The organism is Thioclava sp. SK-1 (assembly GCF_001705665.1).
GTDB lineage: Bacteria > Pseudomonadota > Alphaproteobacteria > Rhodobacterales > Rhodobacteraceae > Thioclava.
Map to the genome: position 1 here is coordinate 61,691 of NZ_MDHA01000040.1, position 24,682 is coordinate 86,372.

The window sequence follows — 24,682 nt, forward strand, 5'->3', positions numbered from 1 at the left end:
CCCCGCCCAGGCGTGATTACTGTTGTGCCATGCGAATGCGGTCGATCAGCTCGGGGCTGTAGCGATCCGCATATTGATCATAGGCGGGCTGCACCGCCTTGGCGAAGGCCGCTTTATCAACGGTTTCGACCACCGCCATTCCATGGGCCTTCATCGCCTCCACACCTGCGGTTTCATTGGCAGCAACGGTGGCGCGGGCGGCTTTGGCTGCGGCCGTGGCGGCCGTGCGCACCCAATCTTGTTCTTGCGCCGACAACGCGTCCCAATGGATCTGCGACATCACCACCGCTGCGGGCGAATATACATGGCCGGTCAGTGTCACATATTTCTGAATTTCCCACATGTTATTGGCCGTGATGATCGGCACCGGGTTTTCCTGCCCATCAATCGTGCCCTGCTGTAATGAGGTCAGAACCTCGGTCCAGCTCATTGGTGTGGGGGCCGCGCCGGTGGCTTTGAAGGCCGCGATATGAACCTCATTCTCCATCGTGCGGATCTTCAACCCTGCCAAATCTTCAGGCGTTTCAACCGCATGGACGGAATTGGTGATATGGCGGAACCCGTTCTCTGACCAAGCCAGACCGACCAATCCAGCCTGTGAAAATTTGGCCAGTATTTCTTGCCCGATATCCCCGTCCAAAACCGCATGTGCGGATTCGTAATCATTGAAAAGGAAGGGGAAATCCAGCGCATAGACCTCGGGGACGAAATTCCCGATTGGCCCTGTGGACGAGATCGTAAATTCAATCGTGCCGATCTGTAGCCCCTCAATCACATCGCGCTCGCCGCCCAGTGCACCAGAGGGTTTCAGCGCAATTTCAATATCGCCGCCCGACAGGGTTTCCAGTGTGTCTTTGAACGCCCGCCCCGCATCGCCGTAATGCGAGTCGCTGGGCGGGGTAAAGGCCAGGTTCATGGTTTTGGCCGCCACCGGCAGCGCCAGGGCTGTGGTGGCGATCAGAATTGCAAAACACCGAGTCATCGTCGTCATATCATGTCCTCCCAAACATGTTGAAACTTGTGCCGCGGGCGCAACCTCCCCGTTGCAAACGCGCGGATTGGGTGAAATCAGGTGATCCGCTGGATCGAGGCTTCGATCTCTTCCGGGCGGAAAACATTTTTCCAATCGTCGCGCATCAAGGCGGGTTTGCCGAATTCAATCGCCTTGTTACAGGCGTCGGAAAACTGTCCTTGCACCTGATCAAAGATCACTGCGCCCAGAATATTCATATGGCCCAATAAGAAATCACGGGCGCAATCATGGCTGACGCCCCGCGCGACGACCTCATCCATCGCTTCGCGCATCACCACCAGCAATGATGCACAGACGGTTTCTGACAATCCGGGTTCCAGCAGCGCCATCTGCTCAACCGTCACGCGGTAGCTGCGCGCAACCGGGGCATAGATCGCGCGGGCGATGGACTCGCCAAGTGCATAATGCTCTTCCGGGCCTTGCATCAACGCGTTCACCACGCCTTGTTGCGCCGCCACACCGCCAAAATAATCGCGCCGGCCGGCTTGGGTGGTTTCGTCGTTGAAAATCGGCGGGTGGCAGGGGTGTGTTACGAAATAGGTGATGTCATCGCGCGCGGGCAGATGCCCGGCGAACGGTGCTGCAGCGTCCAAGATCACCACCATGGTTCCCGGCGCAAGCTTTGGCACAACAGCCGCTGCGACCTTGCCAATAACAGTGTCTGGCACCGCCAAAATCACGACATCCGCCCCGGTAATCGCCTGATCAGCACCTTGTGGGGCGGCACCGACCTCATCTTTCAGGCGCTGAACGCCGATATCGCTGACTTCGACATGGCGAATATCGAAATCGGTCTTTTTCAGGTTCAATGACAGGCGCACGCCCATCTTTCCACCTGCGCCAAATAGGGCGATTGCGGTCATGATATAGTCTCCTCCTTAGTGATCCTGGATCGGGTTCACAACTGGTATGATGACATGATCATACGCCGTGTTAAGCAACCGTTGTCAAGCGGCTTCGCGCTGTGTTTGGCAGGAAATTGGCCTGCGGTTCGGTGCCAAAATCCGCAGGCAAAACCATCCCGCTGACCGGATGGATCAGCGGGGTCTGGCGGTGGCGTAAACCGGCTCGGTTTAGGCGTCGATCAGCTCTGGCGTGCCCCATTTGTCCAGCGACGCGGCCAGCTCTGGATGATCGGCGGCCATCTGCCGCAGGCTCAGCCCCGCCTGCGCGGCCTGCCAGGCCTGACGAATCGCACGGACACCCGCGCCCGGCCCCATCGGGTGGCCATGGATGCCGCCACCGCCCAGATACATCAGATCCAGTGTGCCTCCGGTCCGCTTATAGGTTTGCACCGCCTGCCCGCCCCATTGGCCCGAACACACCACCGGCAGCGCCATATCCGCGGACGAAAAGATCGGCCGGCGCATCGCGGCAAAGCTGGACAGGAAGCTCTCATCTGGCTCCCAATATTTTGCCTGCAACCCATTGATCTGAAATTGATCCACGCCCAGCAGCCGCCAAATCTTCTGATAGGCCCGGAACTCCATCCCCAGCGCGGGATGACGGGTCAGAATATCCCAGCCATTGCGATGGGCATGCAAACACAGCCGTGATCGTTTGCGCAGAAAGCTCATGCCACCATATCCAATGGAATTGATATTGATCACCGCGCCCAACCCACCCCGATCTGCGACATAATCATGGTTGCGCATCATCACATCTGGATCGGCGGCCGAAATGCCAAACGCATACATCACCCGTTTGCCGGTGTTTTGGTAATGCGCTTCGATCACAGGCAAGATCGCATCCGCCCGCGCTGTCAGCGGCGCATAGCTGGGGCCCATCATCTTTTCATCATCCTTGATGAAATCCACGCCGGCCTCACACAGGCTGCGCACAACATCCGCCGTCTCTTGCGCGGTCAGCCCCAGCGACGGTTTGATGATCGACGCGATCATCGGCCCCTTGGGCGCCCCCATCAATTGCCGCGACCCTGCAATTCCGAATTGCGGCCCAGGATGGCAGGCCCAATCCGGTGGAAAATCGAAATCCATCACCCGGATGCCCGTCAGCCCGCGCACGGCATAGACGCCGCCGACCGTCACCGTCATCAGCGCGGCAATATCGGTTCCGATCGCCTCCATCGGATAGGCGATGGTGACATCGGCGCGATGAAACGGGCCGGGGTCATCGCTGGGAAATCCCGGGCTGGCCGAATCGGACAAGGGCGTGATCTGCTCTACCTGGGCGGCAAATCGCGCCCGCAGCGCCGGGGTTTCACCGGGCAGTTCGGTAAAAGTGCCCGTGGATTGATCCGAGGCAATCTTTTCTGCCAAAGCGCGCGGATCCCCCGCAGTTTCCACACGATAGGTGACGCGAATCATGGCTTGGGTCATGGGTTTCTCCTCTCACCTAAGCTGTAGTAGTGATCATACCTGTTGACAACATACTAACCATGCCACAGGCTAAGGCAGCATCAGTGAGGAGCCATCCGTATTGCGGATCGGGCTGATGAGTGGAGGAGAAAACCAATGCAATTGACACGTCGACTGTTCGTGGCCGGGCTTTCCGTCACGGCTGTGCTGCCGCAAATACGCAGCGCCAATGCGCAGGGCAAAGGGCTGATCGCGATCATCACGCCCAGCCATGACAACCCGTTCTTCAAAGCCGAGGCCGTAGGCGCACAAGCCCGCGCCGAAGAATTGGGATATGAAAGTTTGATACTGGTCCATGATGATGATCCCAACAAACAATCCGAAATGTTCGATACCGCTATCGCGCGCGGTGCCAGTGCGATCATCTGTGATAATGCCGGTGCGGATGCCACGGTGGCCCCGGTGCAGCGCGCCTTGGATGCGGGAATCCCATCCTTCCTGATCGACCGCGAGATCAAAACAAGCGGCATCGCAATCAGCCAGATCGTGTCCAATAACTATCAGGGCGCGCAGCTGGGTGGCGAGGAATTCGTGGCCCAGATGCAGGAAAAAGGCCCCTATGTCGAACTGTTGGGACGCGAGGCAGATACAAATGCCGGCATCCGTTCGGCGGGATATCATGATGTAATCGACCAATTCCCCGATCTGGAAATGGTTGCGCAGCAATCGGCAAATTGGTCCCAGACCGAAGCCTATAGCAAAATGGAGACGATCTTGCAGGCGCAGCCCGATATTAAGGGCGTGATCTGTGGCAATGACACAATGGCAATGGGCGCATGGGCCGCATTAGAGGCGGCTGGCCGGTCCGATGTGATCGTTGTGGGCTTTGACGGATCCAATGATGTGCGCGATTCCATCCTGAAGGGCGGGATTAAGGCGACCGTGTTGCAACCGGCCTATCGTCAGGCCCAGCTGGCGGTGGAACAGGCCGATCACTACTTGCAAACCGGCACCACCGGGGTTGAGGAAAAGCAGCTTATGGATTGCGTATTGATCACCGCCGACAATGCCGCGCAGCTGGAAACATTCGCGCTGCAAGAAAGCGCCTGATCCCTGCATATGCCCCGCCGCCAGACCGTGGCGGGTCATTCCAAACCAGCCGGAAATATCCCATGCGTTCAGCTTTTATAATCGCGGCCCTTTTGGGTGCCGCAGGGCCCGTTGCGGGCTGTAAAATTGTCCCCGATCCCGATCCGGCCGCCCTGGCCGCAGCAAATCAAACAGATGAACAGCGCATGGCCACATGGGTAAAGGACGCATGGGCACCGCGCCTGTTGCCCACCGTGGCCAAGGGCCAGACCGATTGGACATCGCTGAAAACCGCGCTGGATCAGGGGTTACCACAGGCCGGTGCTGCCTTTGGCCTGCGCCCGGAACCGCTTGGCGGACAATGGTATTTTGCGGTGCATGGCGATGGCACCGTCACCCAGGCCACGCTGGACAGCCGCGCGCGCCGGATTGATCTGGATATGGATGGCGATGGCACTGCCGATCTGTCACTGCAACCTGGTCCGATGATCCGGGGCACTGCCATCCGCGATGCGATGCCCTTTATCACCTTCACCGATTTTCGTGATCAGATCGAATTTGCCAAGCTGGGGCGCGCGCTCAATGACCGGGCTGCGGCGGACATGCCCGAACTGCCCGCCGATCTGATCGGTCAGCGCGTGACCGTCACCGCCGTTTTCGGACTGCGCAGCGCTGATGAGCCGCCATTGGCCGTGCCGCTGTTGCTGCAGGTGGCGCCATGACCGCCCATCCGATTGGCCTGTCGATCCGCGCAGGCACCAAGGTTTATCCCGGCACGATCGCGCTAAAATCCGTGGATTTCGATCTGCATATGGGTGCGGTGAATGTGCTGGTGGGCGAAAACGGCGCGGGAAAATCCACCATGATGAAGGTGATCTCCGGGGTGGAGCAATTGACCGCAGGCCGGGTAGAGATCAACGGACAGCCTGTCCGGCTGGGCTCTACCAAAGAGGCCGAGGCACATGGCATTGGCATCGTGTTTCAAGAGCTCAATCTATTTCCCAATATGACGGTGGCGGAGAATATCTTCATCGCGCATGAAAAGACCCGGCTTGGCATGGATATTGATGCCACAGAACAGCGCCGGCTGACACGGGCGCTGATGATGCGGCTGGAACATGATATTGATCCAGACACGCTGGTCGGGGATCTGAAGGTTGGGCAACAGCAGATTGTGGAAATCGCCAAAAGCCTGGCGCGCGATGCCCGTATCTTGATCCTTGATGAACCCACCTCTGCCCTGTCTGCCGCAGAGGTGGAGATCTTGTTCCGGGTGATTGCAGAGCTGAAGGCCGACGGCGTTGGCATCGTCTATATCTCTCACCGGTTGGAAGAGCTGATCCGGGTGGGCGATTATATCACCGTGCTGCGTGATGGCGCGATCACCGGCGCGCGGTCGATGGATGGGGTCGATATCGCCTGGATCGTGCGCAACATGATCGGGGATAGTTCAAAGGATTTCGCCAAACAGGTGGCCCATCCCTTCGGCACGGATGTATTGGCCGTGCGCGATATGCGTCTGGCCGATGGCGCGGGCGGCTTCGCCGTCGACGGCGTGTCCTTCACCCTGCGCAAAGGCGAGGTTTTGGGCATTTACGGCCTGATGGGCGCGGGCCGCACCGAACTACTGGAGACGATTATAGGGCGGCACAGATACTGTTCTGGCACAGTCACAGTGGATGGTCAGGATATGGGCCGCCCCGTTGTGGCCGATCGAATTGCCGCCGGATTGGCGCTGATCCCTGAAGATCGTAAACAAGATGGCATTATTCAGGATCTGTCCATCCGCGAGAATATGACGCTTAGCTCATTATCCGATGTAACGCGGGGGCGCGTGCATATGGATCTGCGCGCCGAACAGCGGCGGGTGCGCGATTTCGTCAAACAGATGGTGATCAAGATCGCCTCGCCGGAACATCCGGTGGCGTCATTGTCAGGTGGCAATCAACAAAAGGTGGTGATCGCCAAGGCGCTGATGACCCAGCCCAAAGTGCTGTTGATGGATGAACCGTCCCGCGGGATCGACATCGGCGCCAAGGCCGAGGTGTTCCGCGTGATGCGCCATCTGGCCGCGCAGGGGCTTGGCATTGTGTTTGTCACCTCTGACCTAGAAGAGGTGCTGGGCCTGTCCGACCGTATATTGGTGATGTCCGACGGGCGTATCACCGGCGAATTCACCGCACAAACCGCCAGCGACACTGCGTTAATTACCGCCTCGGCCATCGGCCATGGCTCTGCCGCCGCGACACAAAAGGAAAGCGCCTGATGACCGATGCAACCGCAAATGGATCCGCCGCTGCCGATCCCTCCAATGCGCTTTTGATGCTGCTGAAGGCGCGGACATTCATCGCGCTGATCCTTGTCTTTGTATTCTTTTCCATTTTTGCGCCGAATTTCCTGTCTGCGGCCAATATGGTGATCATGTCAAAACATGTCGCACTGAATGCGTTTCTGGCGATTGGCATGACCTTTGTTATCGTATCGGGCGGAATTGATCTGTCTGTCGGCTCTATTGTGGGGCTATGCGGCATGGTGGCGGGGTATCTGCTGCTGAATGGGATTGATCTGGGCCTGGGCTGGTCGATCCAGTTTTTAACGCTGGAAATTTGCCTGATCGTGTCATGTGTGGGCATTGCCATCGGCGCGCTGAATGCCACGCTGATCACCAAGCTGAACGTCGCCCCCTTTATCGCCACCTTGGGCACATTATACATCGCACGCGGCGCGGCGCTGTTGTCCAGCGAGGGGGAGACCTTTCCGAACCTGACCGGCAATGCCGATTATGGCTCTGCCAGCTTTCGGCTGATCGGGTCGGGCAATCTGCTGGGCATCCCGATTTCTATCTGGATGCTGATCGTGGTGGGGTTGGCCGCCGCCTATATCGCCAAGCGCACACCTTTAGGCCGGTTCATCTATGCGGTGGGGGGCAATGAACGCGCTGCCAGCCTGTCTGGGGTGAAGGTCACGCGGGTGAAATTCTTTGTCTATATGTTTTCCGGCTTTTGCGCGGCTTTGGTGGGGATCATCATCTCATCGCAGCTTGTGGCGTCACACCCGGCGACGGGCGACACGTTTGAGCTGAACGCGATTGCCGCAGCTGTGCTGGGCGGGACATCCATGTCGGGCGGGCGTGGCCGGATCGGCGGCACGATCATCGGTGCCTTTGTGATTGGGGTGCTGTCGGATGGGTTGGTGATGATGGGCGTTTCAGCCTTCTGGCAAACCGTGATCAAAGGTATCGTGATCATTGCCGCTGTGGTGATCGACCAGGCACAACAAAAAGTGCAGGCGCGTGTGGCGCTGCAGGCGCAGGCCGCGATTGGCAAATAAGGGGGAAAGCTATGTTACAGGGCGCTTTGATCGGCTGCGGTTTTTTTGCCCGCAACCAAATGCACGCTTGGAACGCGATTAATGGGGCACAGATCACCGCGATCTGTGACAGTGACCCTACCCGCCTGCACGAGATGGGCGAGATGTTCGGAATTGACCGGCGCTACGGCGATGCAGCGCAGATGCTGGCGCAGGGTGAGTTCGATTTCGTCGACATCGCCACCACCGTGGGCAGCCATCGCGCCCTTGTGGAACTGGCCGCACGCGCCGGGGTGCATGTGATCTGCCAAAAGCCCTTTGCGCCCAGCCTGGCAGATGCCCGCGCAATGGAACAGGCCGTAGCCGCCACAGGCAAAGTATTGATGATACACGAAAACTTTCGCTGGCAATCGGCCTTGCGCCGGGTCATCGACCTTGTGCGCAGCAATGCGATTGGCGCGCCGTTTTTTGGCCGCGTATCCTTTCGGTCGGGCTATGATGTGTTTTCCGGTCAACCCTATCTGGCAAAGGGCACGCGCTTTATCATCGAGGATCTGGGCATACATATTCTGGATGTCGCCCGTGCGCTGTTTGGCGATGTGACACAGATCAGCGCCACAACGCACCATATCAACCCCGCCATTCGCGGCGAGGATGTTGCAACCATGCTGCTGACCCATAACGGCGGGGCAACAAGCGTGGTCGATTGTTCCTATGCCACGCGCCGCCAGCCCGAGACATTCCCCGAAACCTTGTTGGAAATCGACGGCACGCACGGCAGTCTGCGGCTGGATGCCGGATATCGGCTGACACTGTGTCAGGCGGGCCAGACTCGGCAAGAGGATCTGTCGCCCCCCTGCCTGCCTTGGGCACAGGCTCCGTGGCACAATATTCAAGAAAGCGTGGCGCTGATCCAGCAGCATTTTGTCGATGCGCTGCGGGCAGGCCAAGCACCTGAAACCTGTGCGCAGGACAATCTGAAAACATTCGCCTTGGTCGAAGCGGCCTATTTGTCGGCACAAGAGGGGCGCTGCGTTGCCATTGACAGCCTGTGACCGGATCGACCCTATACCGCCTGAACAACCTGTCTTTCACGCTGCAAGATGGGGCGCTGCGTCATTTGCGACTGGGCGATCAAGAGATCATTCGCCAGATCAGTTTTCTGGTGCGCGACCGCGATTGGGGCACCATTGCCGCGCAGGTCGGTCCGGTGCAGCGCGAAGACACGCAATCGACGTTAACCGTGACACTGACATTGCGGTTCATGCACGAAGGGGCGGTTCTGACCGTGCCTGTGCGGCTGCATCTGTGCGATGGGCATTTACAGATGCAGGCCCGCCCCATGGCCAGTGCGGCGTTCCTGACCAATCGCGCCGGGTTCACCGTCTTGCACCCTATTGCAGGCGTGGCCGGGGCGCCCGCCCGTGTGACCCATGGAAATGGCACCCAGACCAACGCAGAATTCCCATGGTTGATCGATCCGTGGCGGCCCTTTACCGATATCGCGGATCTGACCTATCAGGCCGATGGGCTGGCGCTTCACTGTGCCTTTCGCGGTGATACGTTTGAAATGGAGGATCAGCGGCAATGGGGCGATGCCTCGTTCAAGACCTATAACAGGTCGCTGGATCTGCCGTGGCCCTATGAATTGCCCGCCGGTGATATTGCCGCACAAACGGTCGATATTCGCTGGCATCGGACCAGTGGCACGCCCGCCTACGCACATGCGACACCTACGCCCCGGCCCACGTCGCCATCGCAGGCCCAACCCACGCCCCATAGGGGCGCAGGCTTTGCCCAAACCGCGCTGTTGATCACCGCGCAGGATGCACAGCGACTGTGCCATGATCCATCGGTTTTGGCACGCGCCGGACCGCAGCGTCTGTTGTGCCATGTGGATGCCGGTGCAGCCGATACCAGTGGCGTAACGGTCGCGCAGCAGATGCGCGATTTCGCCACGCTACAGGCCTGCGCACCCGGATATGCCTATGATCTGGAGCTGATCTGCGCCTTCACCGGGCCACTATCACCATTGCCGGATCTGCGCGCATATGCCCACACGATGCAAGAGGCAGGGTTTACCCCGGCCTCTGTCTTTCCTTGCCCGGCTGTGGATCGTATCTCTACGCCGCCGGGATCGGATTGGCCTGCCTGTCCGCCCTTGGCACAGGTCTATCGGGCAGCGCGTCAGGTCTTTGCCAGCAATCCGATTGGCGGTGGCATGTCCACATTCTTCCCCGAGCTGAACCGCAAACGCCCACCGCTTGACGATCTGGACTTTGTCACCCACGGGCTGTGCCCCATTGTGCATGCCGCCGATGACCTTTCCGTGATGGAGACATTGGAAACCCTGCCCCATATCACAAGATCCGCGCAGGCAATCGCATCAGACCGGGCCTATCGGATCGGGCCGTGCAGCCTTGCGATGCGCCACAACCCCTATGGCACGCGCACCCTGCCCAACCCAGACCGTCGCCGCATCTGCCTGACCGATGACGATCCGCGCCATCACAGCGATTTCGGCGCGGCCTATGCCCTGGGTCTGGCCACGCAGCTGGCCGCACATGGTGTTGCCGTATGGACCCCGGCCGAGGTATTTGGCCCGCGCGGCATCGTCGCGGATACCAGCCCCCTGGTGCAGGTTTTACACGCTTTGGCAGCGCATGCGGGGCAGCCCGTCACCCATGCCAGCCTGCGCGGGGGTATTGCCCATCTGACTTTGGCTGATGCACGGTTCCGCGCCAACCTGACGCCCAATCCACAGGCCGGGCTGCGCCCCTATGGTTGCGACATTCCCGGCATTTGAATAACCCGGCGGATATGCGTAAAGATCATTTAAGTGACCATGCCGATCAGGAGAGACCGCCCATGAACCGCCAGACGCCAGAAACCGACGGTAAGATCGTCCGGCGCAAGCTGTCTGATCAGGTGTTGGAACGTCTGCATGAGATGATCCGCTCGGGGGAGCTGCGGCCGGGTGATTATATGCCCTCCGAACGGGCGCTGATGGATCGGTTTGGCGTGGGCCGCCCTGCCGTGCGCGAGGCTTTGCAATCGCTGCATAACAGTGGGCTGATCACGATCAACCACGGTGAACGCTCCAAGGTCAATCAGATCGACGCCAATACCGTCTTGCATCAAAGCGATGAGCTGGCGCGCCTGTGGCTGAACACTGCGCCTGCCACGTTGGACCACCTGAAACATGCCCGACAAATGTTTGAAATTGGTATGGTGCGCAATGCGGCCCATGCCGCCGGCCCCGATGATATTGCCGAGCTGCGCGATATGATCACCCGCCAACGCGCAGAGCTGGGAAACCCTGAACAATTCATCGCCGCCGATATGGCGTTTCATCGCAAATTGGCCTCCCTCAGCGCGAACCCGATCATTACATCGGTGTCCAATGCGATGCTGGGTTGGATTTTTGAATATCATTCCAGCCTGTTACACCGCCGCGACGCAGAAGAGGTCACCCTGGCCGAACATGCGCAGATCCTTGACTATGTGGAACGCGGCGATGCCGATGCCGCCGCCGACGAAATGCGCCGCCATCTGGAACGTTCGCGGCAATCCTTTGAACAACCCTGATCTGGCGCGGGCATTTAACGGCCCTGGGCCAGTCATCGGCCCCGCCCCAAGGCGCAGCACAGGGATTACCGCGGCCCGCCGCCCTGGCGGATCCAGCCAAAGAAATCCTCGCTGCCCATTTGCCCGCCCTTCAGCGCGATTTCCAAACCATCGTGGCGGCCCTCGCTATGGGCTTTGCACAGGGCCGCGCCGGGAATGGTGGGGGCCAGCGCCTCCAACGCCTGCACCCTAAGCGCGCGTATCCCATGCCCCGATGTATCCCCGCCTGAAATCACCGCCCGGCGCAGTTTGCCGCGGGTGACGACAGCGTCCAGCACCTGACCCAGGGCCTGACCGATCCGTTCATTCGCCTGTTCCATCGTCAGCCCCAAATGCGACACATGCCGCACAAACGCCGCCACCTGCGGATCGTCCGGCCCCATCGCCGAGGTCACAAGCGGGCTGGCCCCCGTGGACAGCACGGCCAACGCGGCCTGCGTGGCGCTGTGGATCTGCGCCTGTGCCGTTTCAGGCTGCACCACCGCGCAGGCATCAAAGGGCACAACGACAAACCCATGCGCCGCTGACCACCGGATTTGCTGCGCCGTGCTGGGCGACACCGAGCCCGAAACCGCCGCAATCTGCGCCACAGCACCTGCGGATGTCGCAATCGGCGCGGCGGGCAAATCACCGCAGTCTTGCCAATGGCGCACCAGCGCATATTCCACCCCTTGCGAGCCCACAACAAGGCCCAGCCGATCGCGGTTGCCCCAGATCAACCGGCCTACGGCGCCTTCGCTATGGGGGTCCATCATGTCCATCGACACAAGGCGTGCACCGCTGTCCAGCGCGCGCTGCAAGGCGTGCGTGCCGCCATCGGCCCAAAGCTGCTCCAGATCAATCAGCGCCGCAGGCAGATCGGTTTGTTGCGCCAAATGCCGCAGCAAGTCGGCCTCGGCCATCGGTGTGACGGGGTGGCGCGCCATGACCGGATGACGGTCCAGCCGATACACCCCGTCAAAAGTGCCCGCAAACAGATGGCCAAAGGATTGATACCGGCGCATCTGTGGCGCGGCGGTGACAATGGGCACCGCTTTCGCCGGGCGCACCCGCAGCGCGGTTTCTATTGCGCAGCCAATATTGCCCGCCTGCGACGCAGAATCGAAAGTGGAGCAAATTTTGTAATGCAGCAACTCTGCCCCGGTAGCGTCCAACCAGCCCAGCGGCCCCGGCAGGCAGCGCCGCATCCACTGCGGCCCCTGCGTGCGCGCGGTGGAGGCAAGGCCAATAGCATCAAGCGCGCCAAACCGGGCCAGAAACTGCGGCGAGGGGATATCGCAAAACAGCACCGCACGCAGGCCAGCAAATGACAAAACCTCCATCACCGCGGCGGACCCGGTGAAATCATCGCCATACCAGGCCAGTTTAGGCGCGCGCTGCGCGTCTGCGAAATTATCCATCTGTCACGCCTCCTGCGGTCAGGGGACAGAATGGCAAGATTTCCCACCTAGTTCAATATGATTATCATCTGATCATACCAGTTTGACATTTGAGAACGCCGCCACCTCCGTGCAGATCCGGTTTAGCGGCTGGAATCGCGCAAAAGCAGGCGGTAACGCCCCATAGAACCATCCAAATGCGCCTTCATCGCGGTTTCTGCCGCATCTGGATCGCCATCAATAATCGCATCCACAATCCGCGCATGTTCGGCCACCAGATCGGGATTGGGCCGATAGGCACGGGGCGGGTTTTGTCCCGCCTCCAGCTCCACGCGCGGCACAATACCGGGGCGTATTAAGGCCAGAAACTCAGGAAATCTTTTGTTTTGTGAGGCTTGCGCAATAGCATAATGAAAGGCGAAATCCGCCTCCCGCGTGGATTGTCCGGCGCTATGGGCGGCGCTAACGGCGGTATTGGCCTGCAAGATCGCCTCCACTTGCGCGGCAGAACGGCGGGTGGCCGCCAGGGCTGCGGCCCGGATTTCAAAGGCAGAGCGCAGCTCGAACAATTCGATCACCCCTGACAACCGTTCCATATCCAGATCGGAAAACGGTGTGCTTGGCCGTGCAAGCGAAGGATCCAACGCAAACACGCCAGAGCCCTTGCGTGCCTCTACCAGCCCCTCTGATCGCAGCAGGCCCAGGGCCTCACGCACAACCGTGCGACTGACAGAATGGGTCCGCGTCAGCTCAGATTCGCTGGGCAGGCGATCTCCGGGTCGAAACCGCCCAGATTGAATATCCTGGCGCAGCAAATCGGAAATCTGCACCGCCCGGGTGCGCGCCGGCGCGGGCTGGCCCAGTGTGGTCTGCATCAAGGCGTTCAGATCGGTCATGGGCGGCGCATCCTGTCGCAGGTCTGTTCACTTCTGTACGACAGATAATTTACCCGATCACATCGCAAAATGGCCAGCGCTTTCTTATCCAACCCTATTCAAGATTTGGCCAGTTCCCCCTGAACGCCGGCAGTTCATGGTTGACCAGACGCAAGAATTTATATTACCTACCTGTTATACAGATTTGACGAGAGCGGTGCGCCGCTGCAGCCAGAAAGGACCAGACAGTGATCATCACCGACGTGTCGGTGCGCGTGTTTCATCACATGACACGCCGCCATAGTGACAGCGCGGGCCATGCCCACCCCGGCCCCGAACATGCGGTCGAACAAGCCATGGTCACAATCCGCACCGAAGACGGCCATGAGGGTCACAGCTTTTGTCCGCCACAGGTGGCCCGGCCGCATGTGATCGAAAAATTCGTGCGTAAGGTGTTGATCGGACAAGACCATCGTGACCGCGAACGCCTGTGGCAAGATCTGGCCCATTGGCAGCGCGGATCCGCGGCACAGCTGACCGACCGCACGCTGGCCGTGATTGATTGCGCATTGTGGGATTTGGCCGGTAGGACCTTGAATCAACCGGTTTATAAGCTGATCGGCGCCTATCGTGACAAGGTGCTGGCCTATGGCTCCATCATGTGCGGAGATGAGGTGGAAAACGGGCTTGCGACACCCGACGATTATGGCCGTTTCGCGGAAACTCTGGTTAAGCGCGGCTATAAAGGGATCAAGCTGCACACATGGATGCCCCCGGTCAGCTGGGCGCCCAATGTAAAGATGGATCTGAAAGCCTGTGCCGCCGTACGCGAGGCGGTCGGGCCGGACATCTCATTGATGATCGACGCGTTCCACTGGTACAAACGCACCGAGGCGCTGGAGCTGGGGCGCGGGCTGGAAAAGCTGGGCTTTGACTGGATCGAAGAGCCGATGGATGAACAATCCATGTCGTCATATAAGTGGCTGTCAGACACGCTGGATATTCCGGTGATTGGCCCTGAAAGTGCGGCTGGAAAACACTGGCACCGTGCCGAATGGATCAAATCGGGCGCATGCGACATTTTGCGCACCGGGGTCAATGATGTGGGCGGCATTACACCTGCGATGAAATCCATGCATCTGGCCGAAAGCTTTGGCATGGAATGCGAAGTGCATGGCAACACGGCGATGAACCTGCATGTCGTGGCGGCTGCGAAGAATTGCAAATGGTATGAGCGCGGGCTGCTGCATCCATTCCTAGAATATGACGATGGGCTGGATTATCTGCATTCCCTCTCTGATCCGATGGATAGCGATGGCTATGTGCATGTGCCCGATCGTCCCGGCCTGGGCGAGGATATCAATTTCGACCATATCGAAAACAACCGGGTTGCCTGACCGCAACTGATTATGGACCTTTGGGAGGAGAGACATGAGACATTTTTTAACCGGTGTAGCGTTGGCCGCGCTGATCGCGGGATCGGCACCCAGCTTTGCGCAAACCCCTGATGACCAGCTGGTCGTCGCCTTCACGATGACCAATGTTCTGACAATGGATCCGGCCGCGATCACCGGCGGCGAGGCGGTTCAAGTATTGAACAATGTCTATGACGCGCTGGTCGAGCTGGACCCCGAGACCGCCGCGCTAAGCCCGCGTTTGGCGGAAAGCTGGGAGATTGGCGATGACAATCTGTCCGTCACCTTCCATTTGCGCCGTGATGCCGTGTTTGCGTCAGGCAATCCGGTGACGGCGGCAGATGTGAAATTCAGCTTTGACCGGCTGATGACGCTGGGGTTGTCGCAATCCTCTGGGCTGATCTCACGCGGGTTTTCAGCCCAGACGGTGGATGACACATTCGTCGTGATCGATGACCACACATTTCAGTTGAACATGCCCGAAGCCGGCGATCCGAAGATGATCTTGATGTATATCGCGCAGGCCGGAGTCGGATCGATTTTGGACGCGAAACTGGTGCAGGCCAACGCCGGGGATGATCAGGGGCAGACATGGCTGAACACGCATTCCGCCGGATCTGGCGCCTATACCCTGACGCAATGGCGTTCAAATGAATATGTCATCCTTAGCCGCAATGACGGGTTTTGGGGCGATGCACCAGCAATGAAACGCATTTTAATGCGCCACCTGCCCGAAAGCCAAAGTCAGCGCCTGGGACTGGAACAGGCCGATATTGATGTTGGGTTCAGCCTGGCCGCGCCAGATTTGCGTGCCTTGGAAAAGGATCCCGATATCACCGTGCGCACCGATCCTAGCGCGGGGTTCTATTATCTGGCCGTATCGATGGCGGATGAGAAATTCGCCAACCCCAAACTGCGCGAGGCATTGCGCTATCTTATTGATTATGATGGGATCAACACGGCAATCATGCCCTTCTTTGGCACCACGCGCCAGCGCCCTGTCAATTCCACCGCCTTTGGGGCGCTGCCTGATCCGGGGTATCGTTTGGATGTGGGCAAAGCCAAAGCATTGCTGGCCGAAGCGGGCTACCCCGATGGGTTTTCCACAACAATCCGCGTGATCGCCGATCAGCAATTTCTGGATTCTGCGACCGCAATTCAGGGCACATTGGCACAGGCCGGCATCACCGCAGAAATCATCACCGGTGACGGTGCGCAGATCTACGGTGCGATGCGCGAACGTCAGTTTGAACTGTTGGTGGGCCGTGGCGGCGGCGGGCAACAACCCCATCCAGACAGCAACCTGCGCGCTCTGGTCTTGAACCCCGACAATTCACAAGAAGCCGGGCTGACCAATTATCAAAGCTGGCGCACATCCTATCAAGACACGGAATTGAACGACAAAATCGAAGCTGCCTTGATTGAACGCGACAGTGACGCACAAATTGCACAATATGAAGAAATTCAGCGTTTGATTGATCAGAAAGTGACTTCGATTCAGCCGTTTTCCGAACGTGTTGTCACCGCAGCCTATCAGGCCGATGTGTCGGGCGTAATCATTGATCCGTGGATTTCACGGTTTGAGGATGTAACGAAATCCCGCTAAGCGTTCTCCAAATTCTTGGCGGTATCTTGGGCGCAGCTTTCGGGCTGCGCCCTTTGCTTATCCGCCCCAAAATATGCGCCGCATCGCGCCAGCGACCCCTAAGGGGCGGCATCGGGGGTGCGCAAACGAAAACCGCGCGCGCCGCAATGGCACGCGCGGTCAATCAGTGCCTGTAACACACCCTGTTACAGCGCGTTTTCATAGGCAAGGCTGGCGCCGATCAGCTCTCTGGCATAAGAGGTCTTGGCCCCCGCCCCGGTGATCGCATCGCGGTCCAGCACTTCGACAATACGGCCATGTTGCATCACCGCGAACCGCTCGCACATGTGATCAACCACCGCCAGATCATGGCTGACCATGATATAGGTAAACCCTTTTTCCGAACGCAACCGCATCAAAAGGTTCAAAATTTCGGCCTGAACCGACACATCCAACGCCGAGGTGGGCTCGTCCAGAAACACCACTTTGGGGTCCAAAATCAACGCCCGCGCGATGGCGACCCGCTGGCGCTGCCCGCCCGACATCTGATGCGGATAGCGGTCCAGAAACTCTGCCGGCAGGCCCACATCACGCAGCGCGGCGCGCATCCGGTCTGGCGCATCGCCAATCGCATGGATTTTCAACGGTTCTGACAAGACAGTGCGCACAGAATGGCGCGGATGCAGCGATCCATAAGGATCTTGAAACACCATTTGCAACGACCGGCATCGCTGCGCCACGGACATATCGCGCACGGATGTATCCCCGATCATCGCACGGCCCCGCCAGCCGTCTTGCAACAGCGAGGCACAGCGCAGCACCGTAGATTTGCCAGAGCCGCTTTCACCGATCAGGCCAAAACATTCCCCCGCCTGCACTGTCAAATTGACATCATGCAACACTTTCACCGCGCCAAAGCGCATCGACATCTGTTCAATTGTGACCGGGATCATACAGGGATCTCCATCGGTTGGGACCACGCCGGGTCGCGTTTCAGCACTGGCAAGGGGCCACGGCCGCCGCCAATGCGCGGCTGTGCTGCCAAAAGCCCACGCGTATAGGGATGTTGCGCCTGGTCCAATTGCCCGGCCGCGATGCTTTCCACCACCCGGCCGTCATACATGATCAACACCCGGTCGCAAAAATTGCGCACCAAATTCAGATCATGGCTGATCATGATCAACCCAATCCCACGACGGCGCACCAAATCATCAAGGATCGACAAAACCTGCAAGCGCACCGTTACATCCAAGGCCGAGGTCGGCTCATCCGCGATCACCATATCGGGGTCGGTCAACAGCATCATCGCAATCATAATGCGTTGGCCCATGCCGCCCGAAATTTCATGCGGGTAAAGATCATAAACCCGTTCCGGATTGCGGATCTGCACCGCTTTCAGCATCGCCAAGGCCTTGTCTCGGGCCTGTTTTTTGGAACAGCGCGTATGGGTGCGCACCCCTTCGGCCACCTGTTCCCCACAGCGCCGGATCGGGTTCAGAGAATATTTCGGGTCTTGTAAAATCATCGACATCCGCGCCCCACGCAGCCGCAGCATCTGCCGTTCGCTGGCGGCCAGAAGATCGACACCTTCGAATGTCAGTGTTTGTGCCGACAGTTTCGCATCGGGCAGCAGCCGCATGAGTGCCCGCCCCACCGTGGATTTGCCAGAGCCGCTTTCGCCCACAATGCCCAGACGTTCGCGCCCCAGCGTGAAGCTGACGGATTTCACAGCACAAACAGGTGCGCCGGGATAGTGCACGGATAAGTCACGCACAGTCAGGATCGGGTCCATCGCTTACCTCTTCATCATTTGTTTCGGGTCCAGCGCGTCGCGCAACCCATCGCCAAGCAGGTTGAACGCCAGGCTGACAGATAAAATCGCAAGGCCGGGGAAGGTCACCAACCACCAGCTGTCGATCATATAACGCCGCCCCGTGGCGATCATCGCGCCCCATTCCGGCATCGGCGGCTGCGCTCCAAGGCCCAGAAACCCCAGACCCGCCGCCGTTAAGATCACCGTCGCCATATTCAACGTCAGCCGGATCATGACCGAAGGCAGGCACATCGGCACAATGCTTTTCCAGATGATCCGCGCCGGGCTGGCCCCTTGCAGACGCGCGGCGGCAATGTAATCGGCCTTGCGAAAGGTCATGGTTTCGGCGCGCGCCAGCCGGGCGATTGGTGGCCAGGCGGTCAGCGAAATCGCAATAATCGCGTTATTCAGGCTTGGCCCAAGTGCCGCAACAAAGGCCAAGGAAAGGATAAGCGACGGGAATGACAGAAAAATATCCGTAATCCGCATCAAAACCGTATCGACCCGCCCGCCGAAATACCCCGCCACTGTGCCCATGAACAACCCGATCGGCCCCACCACCACCGTCACCAAAGAGATGATGGTCAAGGTGATCCGGCTGCCATGAACCAGCCGCGAAAAGATGTCTCGACCCAGCTCATCCGTGCCAAAGAAATGCGCGGCATCGGGCGGGGCCAATGTGTTTTGCAGATCTTGGACATAGGGATCATGCGTGGCGATCAGCGGCGCAAAAATTGCGGTGAAAATCAGCACCCCAAGCACGATCAACCCAAAGGCAGAGGTCGGCGTGCGGGCCAAAAACACACAGATATTGCGCAGCGCGATCAGCGATTGCGGCATCGCACGACGCGCATCGGTCGCACGGGATGTGTCGGACATGGTCATTTGGTCCTCGGATCGAAAATGCGGTATAAGACATCGGACAGGATGTTCAGCCCGATAAAGATCACCCCGACCAGCAGCACGCAGGTCATCACCGCGTTCATGTCGCCAATCAGTAGGTTAGAAGTCAGATATTGCCCAAAACCGGGCCAGGCGAAGACGGCTTCAATCAGCACCGCGCCCTCTAGCAATGCGCCATAGGCCAGCGCAACGATGGTCACCAGCTGCACGCGGATATTGCCAAAGGCATGACGCCAGATGGTCTGACGTTTGCTAAGCCCCTTAACCCGCGCGGTGGTAACATATTCCTGCCCCAACTGATCAAGCATGAAGCTGCGCGTCATCCGGGTGATATAGGCGCTGGAGGAATAGCCCAGCAAAGACGCCGGCAAGATGATATGGTTGATCGCAGAGCGGAATACCTCCCACTCTCCTGCCAGGGCACTGTCAATCAATAAAAAATTCGTGCGTTCGGGAACAAGGCCGATGTAGAACTGGCTCATCCGGCCCGAACCGCCCACCCAACCAAATCCGGCATAAAACACCAACAGGCCGATCATTCCGGTCCAGAAAATCGGCATGGAATGCCCCATCAGGCTGATCACGCGGATCAGGTGATCGGGCCAGCGGTCCTTATTCACAGCCGCCATAACGCCCAAAGTGATGCCGAAGCTGGCACCAAAGATGATGGCAAATGTCGCCAGTTCGATCGTGGCGGGCAGCACATGCAAGATATCGTGTAACACCGGCTGCCCCGACCGGATCGAGGTGCCAAAATCGAATTGCAGCACATCGCGCAGATACAGCAAAAATTGTTCCCACATCGGCCGGTCAAGGCCAAGCTGTTCATAGACCGCACGATACACCTCGGGCGAGGCATCTTCGCCCACCATCGCGCGGGCCGGGTCGTTGGGCATGATGCGCCCGATGGCGAATGTTAAAATCAGCAATCCAAACAGCGTGACCGCGATGGACCCTGCCTGCCCTGCTATGCCGCCCAAACGGCGTTTCAATTCAATGGCCATGCAGTCTCTCCTCCCTGCCGGGCTCCGGCGTTTCACCGGGTATGATTGCGTTAAACCTGTTATACAAGTTTGGCAATGTCAAGAGATTCCAAGGCCCGCGTCCTGCTACAGCGCAGGGGTGTCGGCGGCGAAAAAAGCGGTCGGCGCTACCTTATAATTTTGTTTAATACCATGTCGTTAATATGATAACGCTAGTCGGGAATGCCCCGCAACGCCCGGCGGTATACTGGGAGCATAGCAGAAAAATAAAATCTGTCATATAGGTTGACTGTGCGGGAATGTATTGCCCAAACGGCGATCATCTGGCGGATTGCGGCCCGATCAGCTGCCCGGTCTGCGCCCGGCGCACATGTTGTTGATACCCGCGCGGGCTTTGACCTGCCTGGCGTTTAAACGCGCGTGAGAAATAATATGGATCGGCATAGCCAATTTCACGCGCGACCTGCGACGGGCTCAAGCCACGTTCCAGCAACAGCATAGCACGTTCAATCCGACAAAATTCTTGATATTGCCGCGGCGTGCGGCCCAGACGGTCACGAAACTCCCGATGAAAATAATCCGGGTTATAGGGTGCATCACGCACCGCCTGCGCCGCGATCTCTGGCTCTAATGGGGCGGTGGAAATGCGCGCGGCGGCCTTCATCACCGCCAGATCAATCCCGGCAGAGCTGTCGATGCGCATGCCGCCATCCCGCTGCCATCCCAAAAACGCATCATCCACGAAGGCGATCAACATCACCATGAATTGGTAATGCTGCAACAATGTTACCGAGCTGGGCGGCGCAGTGTCACGATAGGTGCGGATCATGGCGCCCAGCTCTGGCCAGCGCGAAAACCGCACCTTTCGTTTCAGTTTCATCTGCGCGATCAAATCCGTTTCGCCATAAATGCCCAGCGTGAAGTGCTGCGCCAGCCCGACATAACCGGTCTTGGAGTTGGTCCAACCACGAAATGTCTCTCCGCGACGCAGCAGCATCGCCTCGCCAGGGTCCAGATGAAACCGTTCGTCGTTGATCTGATATTCACCCCGCCCTTCCAATGCGATGATCATATCCTCGACCGGCAGCGATTTTTCGATGCTCCATTCCGGCGTGTGCTGCATCCGAATGGCCGAACGCACCAAAACCAATGACAAGGCAGAGGGCGGGATGCGCGCCAAAATAGACTCGCTCATCGAACCTTCAATTTCGTCCATCTTTTTCCCCGCCTTGGTGAATTCACCTCTGGTCACGAATCTGACAAGACTTATCATACAACTTTGGCGGGGTCATCTGTCATCACGGCGCAGTCGCAGGGAAGAGGAGCCCGAACGACATCGCGTCACAGTGATCCCGAACCCTTTGGAGGACACATGTTCAACCTGCCTATATTGGCGGCGCGTATCCCGATCGCATCCGATGGGGGCGCGCCATGACACGCAGCCGCTTCTTGGGCCTGGGATATTTAGCGCCCTATATCGTCGGCTTGGTGATTTTCACGATGATCCCATTTGTCGGATCATTTTACCTAAGCTTTACAGATTACAACCTGATGGATGCGCCCAGATGGACGGGATTGAAGAATTATATTGAGCTGTTCACCAGCGACCGCACGTTTCGCAAATCGCTGAGCGTCACGCTGATCTATGTCTTTACCACGGTCCCGCTCAAACTCGCGTTCGCATTGTTCATCGCCTATATCCTGAATTACAAGCTGCGCTTCATCAATGTGTTTCGCACGGCATTTTATGTCCCCTCCATCCTGGGTGGCTCGATCGCAATCGCGGTGTTGTGGCGCTATATTTTCGCCTCTGAGGGGCTGGTGAATATGGTGCTGGTGTCGCTGGGGATTGAGCCGGTGAACTGGTTCGGTGATCCCACCAATGCGCTGCTGACCATATCTTTGCTGCGGTGCTGGCAGTTTGGCTCTGCCATGGTGATCTTTCTGGCTGCGCTGCAATCGGTGGATAAATCACTGTATGAGGCCGCCGAAATCGACGGCGCGTCGAAATTCACCAGCTTTGTGTTCATTACCATTCCGCTGATCACACCGGTGATCTTTTTTAACCTGATCATGCAGATGGTTCAGGCGTTCCAAGAATTCAACGGCCCCTATATCATCACCCAGGGTGGTCCGCTGAAATCCACCTATTTGCTGCCGCTGTATATCTATGACGAGGCCTTCCGGCGCTTTGACATGGGCTATGCGTCTGCAATCGCATGGGTGCTGTTCATCATCATCATGGCGCTGACCCTTGTGGCCTTCTGGTCCTCAAAGAAATGGGTCTATTACGCCGGCGACAAGCGGAGCTGACCAATGACCGATATCTCACATGTCACTGGGCTGGATGCGCTGTCACAGTCACAGGCCGCCAATGCCCGGCAAATCCGCAACGCCCGCCTGTCAATGGCGCTGCGCTATATCGTGCTGGTCGTGGTTGGGATCGTGATGCTGTATCCGCTGATCTGGCTGATCGGCGCATCCTTTAAGACCAACGCGGAAATCTTTGGCAATCCCGGTTTTGTCCCGGCCAACCCCACGACCGAAGGCTATGCCAAGGGCTGGGAAACCTCGACGCCCTATACGTTCGGGCGGTTCTTTTTGAATTCTTTCCTGATCATCGTGCCAAAAGTAATCGGTACGGCAATCAGCTGCACGATGGTGGCTTACGGCTTTGCGCGGTTCGATTTCCCGTTCAAGAAATTGCTGTTCGGTTCGGTCATTGCGATCTTGCTATTGCCCAATGTTGTCACCCGCATTCCGCAATATTTGCTGTTTCGTGATCTTGGGTGGCTGGACAGTTTTCTGCCGCTTTGGGTGCCATCGGCTTTTGCCGGCGATGCGTTCTTTGTTTTCATGCTGGTGCAATTCCTGCGCGCCATTCCCGGAGACATGGAAGAGGCCGCGCGCGTCGACGGTGCCAACAGCTGGCAGACGCTGGTATTCATTGTGGTGCCAATGCTGGCCCCGGCGCTGATATCGGTTTGCCTGTTCCAGTTCATGTGGACGATGAACGATTTTCTTGGCCCGCTGATCTATATCAGCTCGGTCGATAAATACCCGGTCAGCCTGGCGCTGAAACTGTCCATCGACACGACCGAAGCCTTTGAATGGAACCGCATTCTGGCGATGTCTGTGCTGACTATCACGCCCGCGCTCATCGTTTTCTTTATGGCTCAGAAATACTTCATCGAAGGCATCTCTGCCGGTGGGGTGAAAGGATAATCTCATGGCACGTTTGCAACTGAACAAACTGGAAAAGGTCTATGGCGGCGGGTTCAAGGCCGTGCATGGGATCGACCTGGATGTCGCGGATGGCGAATTCATGGTGCTGGTCGGCCCGTCGGGCTGTGCGAAATCTACCACGCTGCGGATGATCGCCGGCCTGGAAGAGGTCACGGGCGGTGAAATCCGCATTGGCGAGCGGATCGTGAATGCCCTGCCACCGGGCAAACGAGAAATCGCAATGGTGTTCCAAAACTATGCGCTGTATCCGCATATGAAGGTGCGCTCCAATCTGGCCTTCGGATTGAAACTGGCGCATGTGCCCAAGGCGCAGATCGCTGCTGCGGTGGATGAGGTCGCCCGGATCCTGGAGATTGAGCCATTGCTGGACCGGCTGCCCAAGCAGTTGTCGGGCGGTCAGGCGCAGCGCGTCGCATTGGGGCGCGCGTTGATCAAAAAGCCCGAAGTGTTCTTATTCGACGAACCGCTTTCGAATTTGGATGCCAAGCTGCGGGCCTCTATGCGGGTGCGGATCACGCAGTTGCACAAGCGGCTAAAGGCAGAGGGCATGTCCTCGACAGTGGTCTATGTCACCCATGACCAGACCGAGGCCATGACGATGGGCGATCGGATCTGCGTGATGAAAGACGGCCATATCATGCAGGTCGCCACCCCGAAAGAACTGTATGACCGGCCCGCCAACCTGTTCGTGGCAGGGTTCATCGGATCGCCGGAAATGAATGTGATTGATGGGCAAATCGCGGGGTCGAATTTCCATCTGGGCGATCAATCCGTGGCCCTGGATGGGCGCCTGTTGGGGCGGTTGAATCAGGCGCCGGACCGGGCAGCCTTTGGCATTCGCCCGCAGCATTTGAAGCTGACCAGCGCCCCGGGTGGATTAAGCGCGCGCCTGCGCTCGGTCGAATTCATGGGCCATGAGGTCTATCTGCACGCACAGCTGAATGGGCATGACATCACGACGGTTGCCGGGTCGGCAGAATATGACGCGATGAACCGCGCCGATGACCGTATCACCCTAAGCCCCGATCTGGGTCAGGCACATATATTCGACCGCGATAGCGGCGCGAATGTCTCTCTGCCATTGGCAGGATAAACCGGAATTTCGGA

The 24,682-nt window shown here is 58.4% G+C and carries 22 protein-coding genes; 12 read left to right on the top strand and 10 right to left on the bottom strand.

What is annotated here, in order from left to right; genetic code table 11:
* Nucleotides 1–16: 16 nt before the first annotated feature.
* The 3 genes from BFP70_RS09170 to oiaX form a co-directional block, all read right to left on the bottom strand.
* Complete coding sequence (locus BFP70_RS09170; RefSeq protein ID WP_066011100.1) at nt 17–991, bottom strand: TRAP transporter substrate-binding protein; 975 nt, start codon at nt 989–991, stop codon at nt 17–19.
* 77 nt (nt 992–1,068) lie between these two features.
* On the bottom strand, nt 1,069–1,896 hold the full coding sequence (locus tag BFP70_RS09175; RefSeq protein WP_066011101.1) for a phosphogluconate dehydrogenase C-terminal domain-containing protein: 828 nt from the start codon (nt 1,894–1,896) through the stop codon (nt 1,069–1,071).
* A 210-nt stretch (nt 1,897–2,106) separates the two neighbouring features.
* A complete protein-coding gene (gene oiaX, locus BFP70_RS09180; RefSeq protein WP_141693152.1) occupies nt 2,107–3,372 on the bottom strand; it encodes a 3-oxo-isoapionate-4-phosphate decarboxylase OiaX in 1,266 nt (421 codons plus the stop codon).
* A 135-nt stretch (nt 3,373–3,507) separates the two neighbouring features.
* Between oiaX and BFP70_RS09185 the strand changes: the two genes are divergently transcribed.
* The 7 genes from BFP70_RS09185 (at nt 3,508) to nanR (ending at nt 11,337) form a co-directional block, all read left to right on the top strand.
* Nucleotides 3,508–4,461 (top strand): D-ribose ABC transporter substrate-binding protein, encoded by a 954-nt coding sequence (locus BFP70_RS09185; protein WP_066011105.1) that lies wholly within the window; start codon nt 3,508–3,510, stop codon nt 4,459–4,461.
* A gap of 62 nt (nt 4,462–4,523) precedes the next feature.
* Complete coding sequence (locus tag BFP70_RS09190; RefSeq protein WP_066011106.1) at nt 4,524–5,162, top strand: DUF2291 family protein; 639 nt, start codon at nt 4,524–4,526, stop codon at nt 5,160–5,162.
* Nucleotides 5,159–6,706, top strand: a complete 1,548-nt coding sequence (locus BFP70_RS09195) for a sugar ABC transporter ATP-binding protein (protein WP_066011108.1) — start codon at nt 5,159–5,161, stop codon at nt 6,704–6,706. The genes BFP70_RS09190 and BFP70_RS09195 overlap by 4 nt, the downstream gene beginning before the upstream one ends.
* Nucleotides 6,706–7,770, top strand: coding sequence for an ABC transporter permease (locus BFP70_RS09200; protein WP_066011110.1), 1,065 nt, complete (start codon nt 6,706–6,708; stop codon nt 7,768–7,770). Before BFP70_RS09195 ends, BFP70_RS09200 begins: the two co-directional genes overlap by 1 nt.
* 11 nt (nt 7,771–7,781) lie before the next feature.
* On the top strand, nt 7,782–8,804 hold the full coding sequence (locus tag BFP70_RS09205; protein WP_066011112.1) for a Gfo/Idh/MocA family protein: 1,023 nt from the start codon (nt 7,782–7,784) through the stop codon (nt 8,802–8,804).
* On the top strand, nt 8,801–10,555 hold the full coding sequence (locus BFP70_RS09210; RefSeq protein WP_066011114.1) for a hypothetical protein: 1,755 nt from the start codon (nt 8,801–8,803) through the stop codon (nt 10,553–10,555). Before BFP70_RS09205 ends, BFP70_RS09210 begins: the two co-directional genes overlap by 4 nt.
* Before the next feature lie 62 nt (nt 10,556–10,617).
* Entirely contained in the window at nt 10,618–11,337 is a 720-nt protein-coding gene (gene nanR / locus BFP70_RS09215) for a transcriptional regulator NanR (RefSeq protein ID WP_066011116.1), read from the top strand.
* A 65-nt stretch (nt 11,338–11,402) separates the two neighbouring features.
* On the opposite strand, the gene BFP70_RS09220 is transcribed toward nanR, so the two are convergent.
* Nucleotides 11,403–12,776, bottom strand: coding sequence for a four-carbon acid sugar kinase family protein (locus BFP70_RS09220; RefSeq protein WP_066011117.1), 1,374 nt, complete (start codon nt 12,774–12,776; stop codon nt 11,403–11,405).
* A gap of 122 nt (nt 12,777–12,898) precedes the next feature.
* Complete coding sequence (locus BFP70_RS09225; protein ID WP_255356656.1) at nt 12,899–13,651, bottom strand: FadR/GntR family transcriptional regulator; 753 nt, start codon at nt 13,649–13,651, stop codon at nt 12,899–12,901.
* Between the two features lie 227 nt (nt 13,652–13,878).
* Here BFP70_RS09225 and BFP70_RS09230 point away from each other — a divergent pair, with 227 nt between their 5' ends.
* Both BFP70_RS09230 and BFP70_RS09235 read left to right on the top strand, forming a co-directional pair.
* The gene (locus BFP70_RS09230) at nt 13,879–15,027 is read left to right on the top strand and encodes a mandelate racemase family protein (protein ID WP_066011118.1); all 1,149 of its coding nucleotides are present in this window, start codon (nt 13,879–13,881) and stop codon (nt 15,025–15,027) included.
* Nucleotides 15,028–15,061: 34 nt separating this feature from the next.
* Entirely contained in the window at nt 15,062–16,651 is a 1,590-nt protein-coding gene (locus tag BFP70_RS09235) for an ABC transporter substrate-binding protein (protein WP_066011122.1), read from the top strand.
* A gap of 185 nt (nt 16,652–16,836) precedes the next feature.
* Here BFP70_RS09235 and BFP70_RS09240 read toward each other — a convergent pair whose 3' ends face one another.
* The 5 genes from BFP70_RS09240 to BFP70_RS09260 form a co-directional block, all read right to left on the bottom strand.
* Nucleotides 16,837–17,583 (bottom strand): ABC transporter ATP-binding protein, encoded by a 747-nt coding sequence (locus tag BFP70_RS09240; protein WP_066011123.1) that lies wholly within the window; start codon nt 17,581–17,583, stop codon nt 16,837–16,839.
* Nucleotides 17,580–18,422, bottom strand: coding sequence for an ABC transporter ATP-binding protein (locus BFP70_RS09245; protein WP_066011125.1), 843 nt, complete (start codon nt 18,420–18,422; stop codon nt 17,580–17,582). The genes BFP70_RS09240 and BFP70_RS09245 overlap by 4 nt, the downstream gene beginning before the upstream one ends.
* A 3-nt stretch (nt 18,423–18,425) precedes the next feature.
* Complete coding sequence (locus BFP70_RS09250) at nt 18,426–19,322, bottom strand: ABC transporter permease (RefSeq protein WP_141693153.1); 897 nt, start codon at nt 19,320–19,322, stop codon at nt 18,426–18,428.
* A gap of 2 nt (nt 19,323–19,324) precedes the next feature.
* Complete coding sequence (locus BFP70_RS09255; RefSeq protein ID WP_066011130.1) at nt 19,325–20,350, bottom strand: ABC transporter permease; 1,026 nt, start codon at nt 20,348–20,350, stop codon at nt 19,325–19,327.
* A 298-nt stretch (nt 20,351–20,648) separates the two neighbouring features.
* Nucleotides 20,649–21,524 (bottom strand): AraC family transcriptional regulator, encoded by an 876-nt coding sequence (locus BFP70_RS09260; protein ID WP_255356657.1) that lies wholly within the window; start codon nt 21,522–21,524, stop codon nt 20,649–20,651.
* Between the two features lie 236 nt (nt 21,525–21,760).
* On the opposite strand from BFP70_RS09260, the gene BFP70_RS09265 reads away from it, so the two are divergent.
* Genes BFP70_RS09265 through BFP70_RS09275 form a run of 3 tightly spaced genes read left to right on the top strand, consistent with a single transcriptional unit; the run spans nt 21,761 to nt 24,668 of the window.
* Complete coding sequence (locus BFP70_RS09265) at nt 21,761–22,642, top strand: carbohydrate ABC transporter permease (RefSeq protein WP_066011134.1); 882 nt, start codon at nt 21,761–21,763, stop codon at nt 22,640–22,642.
* A gap of 3 nt (nt 22,643–22,645) precedes the next feature.
* The gene (locus BFP70_RS09270) at nt 22,646–23,554 is read left to right on the top strand and encodes a carbohydrate ABC transporter permease (protein ID WP_066011138.1); all 909 of its coding nucleotides are present in this window, start codon (nt 22,646–22,648) and stop codon (nt 23,552–23,554) included.
* A gap of 4 nt (nt 23,555–23,558) precedes the next feature.
* Nucleotides 23,559–24,668 (top strand): ABC transporter ATP-binding protein, encoded by a 1,110-nt coding sequence (locus tag BFP70_RS09275; protein ID WP_066011140.1) that lies wholly within the window; start codon nt 23,559–23,561, stop codon nt 24,666–24,668.
* Nucleotides 24,669–24,682: the final 14 nt, after the last annotated feature.

Excerpts from the sequence above, each read along its gene's own strand:
- BFP70_RS09225 (WP_255356656.1), bottom strand. The coding sequence starts at position 13,651 with ATGACCGATCTGAACGCCTTGATGCAGACCACACTGGGCCAGCCCGCG.
- BFP70_RS09255 (WP_066011130.1), bottom strand. The coding sequence starts at position 20,350 with ATGGCCATTGAATTGAAACGCCGTTTGGGCGGCATAGCAGGGCAGGCA.
- BFP70_RS09265 (WP_066011134.1), top strand. The coding sequence starts at position 21,761 with ATGACACGCAGCCGCTTCTTGGGCCTGGGATATTTAGCGCCCTATATC.
- BFP70_RS09275 (WP_066011140.1), top strand. The coding sequence starts at position 23,559 with ATGGCACGTTTGCAACTGAACAAACTGGAAAAGGTCTATGGCGGCGGG.
- BFP70_RS09220 (WP_066011117.1), bottom strand. The coding sequence starts at position 12,776 with ATGGATAATTTCGCAGACGCGCAGCGCGCGCCTAAACTGGCCTGGTAT.
- BFP70_RS09175 (WP_066011101.1), bottom strand. The coding sequence starts at position 1,896 with ATGACCGCAATCGCCCTATTTGGCGCAGGTGGAAAGATGGGCGTGCGC.
- BFP70_RS09235 (WP_066011122.1), top strand. The coding sequence starts at position 15,062 with ATGAGACATTTTTTAACCGGTGTAGCGTTGGCCGCGCTGATCGCGGGA.
- BFP70_RS09245 (WP_066011125.1), bottom strand. The coding sequence starts at position 18,422 with ATGGACCCGATCCTGACTGTGCGTGACTTATCCGTGCACTATCCCGGC.
- BFP70_RS09195 (WP_066011108.1), top strand. The coding sequence starts at position 5,159 with ATGACCGCCCATCCGATTGGCCTGTCGATCCGCGCAGGCACCAAGGTT.
- BFP70_RS09270 (WP_066011138.1), top strand. The coding sequence starts at position 22,646 with ATGACCGATATCTCACATGTCACTGGGCTGGATGCGCTGTCACAGTCA.
- BFP70_RS09200 (WP_066011110.1), top strand. The coding sequence starts at position 6,706 with ATGACCGATGCAACCGCAAATGGATCCGCCGCTGCCGATCCCTCCAAT.
- BFP70_RS09170 (WP_066011100.1), bottom strand. The coding sequence starts at position 991 with ATGACGACGATGACTCGGTGTTTTGCAATTCTGATCGCCACCACAGCC.
- BFP70_RS09260 (WP_255356657.1), bottom strand. The coding sequence starts at position 21,524 with ATGAGCGAGTCTATTTTGGCGCGCATCCCGCCCTCTGCCTTGTCATTG.
- nanR (WP_066011116.1), top strand. The coding sequence starts at position 10,618 with ATGAACCGCCAGACGCCAGAAACCGACGGTAAGATCGTCCGGCGCAAG.
- BFP70_RS09205 (WP_066011112.1), top strand. The coding sequence starts at position 7,782 with ATGTTACAGGGCGCTTTGATCGGCTGCGGTTTTTTTGCCCGCAACCAA.
- BFP70_RS09250 (WP_141693153.1), bottom strand. The coding sequence starts at position 19,322 with ATGTCCGACACATCCCGTGCGACCGATGCGCGTCGTGCGATGCCGCAA.
- BFP70_RS09190 (WP_066011106.1), top strand. The coding sequence starts at position 4,524 with ATGCGTTCAGCTTTTATAATCGCGGCCCTTTTGGGTGCCGCAGGGCCC.
- BFP70_RS09240 (WP_066011123.1), bottom strand. The coding sequence starts at position 17,583 with ATGATCCCGGTCACAATTGAACAGATGTCGATGCGCTTTGGCGCGGTG.
- oiaX (WP_141693152.1), bottom strand. The coding sequence starts at position 3,372 with ATGACCCAAGCCATGATTCGCGTCACCTATCGTGTGGAAACTGCGGGG.
- BFP70_RS09185 (WP_066011105.1), top strand. The coding sequence starts at position 3,508 with ATGCAATTGACACGTCGACTGTTCGTGGCCGGGCTTTCCGTCACGGCT.